This is a genomic window from Roseicyclus sp., assembly GCF_052168335.1.
Taxonomy (GTDB): domain Bacteria; phylum Pseudomonadota; class Alphaproteobacteria; order Rhodobacterales; family Rhodobacteraceae; genus Roseibacterium.
Window position 1 is genome coordinate 1 of the sequence record NZ_JBQLZP010000612.1, and the last position, 1,566, is coordinate 1,566.

The 1,566-nt window shown below is 72.7% G+C and carries 3 protein-coding genes; 1 reads left to right on the plus strand and 2 read right to left on the minus strand.

Features of this window, described 5'->3' with window-relative positions:
• On the minus strand, positions 1-517 hold a 517-nt coding region (locus tag ACTS11_RS18805; protein ID WP_442641819.1), incomplete at its 3' end, for a hypothetical protein.
• 85 nt (positions 518-602) lie between these two features.
• Here ACTS11_RS18805 and ACTS11_RS18810 point away from each other — a divergent pair.
• On the plus strand, positions 603-1,421 hold the full coding sequence (locus ACTS11_RS18810; protein WP_442641820.1) for an ABC transporter permease: 819 nt from the start codon (positions 603-605) through the stop codon (positions 1,419-1,421).
• Positions 1,422-1,424: 3 nt separating this feature from the next.
• Here the strand turns inward: ACTS11_RS18810 and ACTS11_RS18815 are convergent.
• The coding region (locus tag ACTS11_RS18815) for a 23S rRNA (pseudouridine(1915)-N(3))-methyltransferase RlmH (RefSeq protein ID WP_442641821.1) at positions 1,425-1,566 on the minus strand (142 nt) is incomplete at its 5' end.

Genomic DNA, 1,566 nt, shown 5'->3' on the forward strand with positions numbered 1-1,566 from the left:
TCAGCCGCGCGATTCCGCCGAGGGCGTCGCCCGCGCCGTCCTGTCCCGCCCCCACCGTGAAGGCCACCGTCGAGGCATATTGCGGGGCGGCGTCCACGAGGAGGTAGGAGGCTGCGACGACAAGGGGGGAGACGACAACGAGGAGGAACGACGCGAGGAGCCGCGGAAGCCGGACCTGCTTCGAAAGCAGGCCGCGCCACGTTCGCAGGGCAATTCCCGCGCCGCCCGTGCGGGGCGGTGGCCCTTTCGCGACCGGCGCCTCGGGCGTCGCGACCGGTTCGCCGCCGACCGCGCCGTCCCCGGAACGTGCTCCTCTCACGAGACGGGTGAAGGGCGTCGCGGGCGTGTCGGGTGCCGCGAGCCCGGGGGCGCCGCCCGTGCCGGTGCCGGTCGCCGTGGCCGTGCCCGCGTTGCGCGGCGCCGGGGTCGCGGCCGAGCGCAGATGGCGGAGCGTCTGGAGGAGGTCGACCCCGGGCTCCTCCCCGGGGTGCATGGGCTGCGGCGGCGTTTCGTGCATCGGGGTCCTCGGTTCACGATTCCTGCACCAGATGCCCCGCATATCCTTACGGCCCGCTTAAGCCCCCGCGCCGGAGATGACGTCCATGCCAGAAAGCCCCGTTCTCCGCGCGCCGCTCAGGTCGGAGCCGGTGCCGCCGGGTGTCGCCTGCCTCCGGTCGGTGGGCGCGCTCATGCTGCGGGAGATGGCGACGCGCTACGTGCGCACGCCCGGCGGCTTCCTCTGGGCGGTGCTGGAGCCGGTGGCGGCGGTGCTGGTGCTGACCTTCGCCCTGTCGCTCGTGGTGCAGGCGCCGCCGCTCGGGACGAGCTTCGTGGTGTTCTACGCCTCGGGCTACCTGCCCTTCCTGCTCTACGCGACGCTTCAGGGCCACGTTCAGCAGGCGTTGCGCTTTTCCCGCCCGCTTCTCGTCTATCCGTCGGTCGCGTGGATCGACGCGATCGTCGCGCGGTTCGCGCTGAACCTCGTCTCGGGCCTCGCGGTCAGCGGCATCGTGCTGGCCGGTCTCGCGCTCGCAACGGGCGAGGTCGACGTGGTGCGATCCGGCGCGCTCGTGCTGGCCCTCGGCCTCGCGGCGCTGCTCGGTCTCGGGCTCGGGGTGCTGAACTGCCTGCTCTGCGGCCTCTTCCCGGTCTGGGCGCAGGTCTGGGCGATCCTGTCGCGGCCCCTGTTCCTGGTCGCGGGCGTGATCTTCGTGCCGGAGGACCTGCCGGAGCGTCTGGCGGATGTCCTGTGGTTCACGCCCTGGATCCACCTCGCCGGGCTGTTCCGCAGCGGTCTCTACCCGGGATACGACGCGGCCCATGTCTCGCTGCCGCTGGTCCTCGGCTGGGCGCTGGTGCCGCTGGCGCTGGGGCTCGCGCTCCTCCGCCGGCACGCGGAGGAGATCCTCAACACCGGCTGAGGCTCAGCTTCTGTGGTACGGGGTGCCGGCGAGGATCGTCGCCGCGCGGTAGAGCTGTTCGGCCAGCATCGCGCGGGCCAGCATGTGGGGCCAGACCATCGGACCGAAGGACAGGACCATGTCCGCCTGCGCCCGGAGCGCGAGG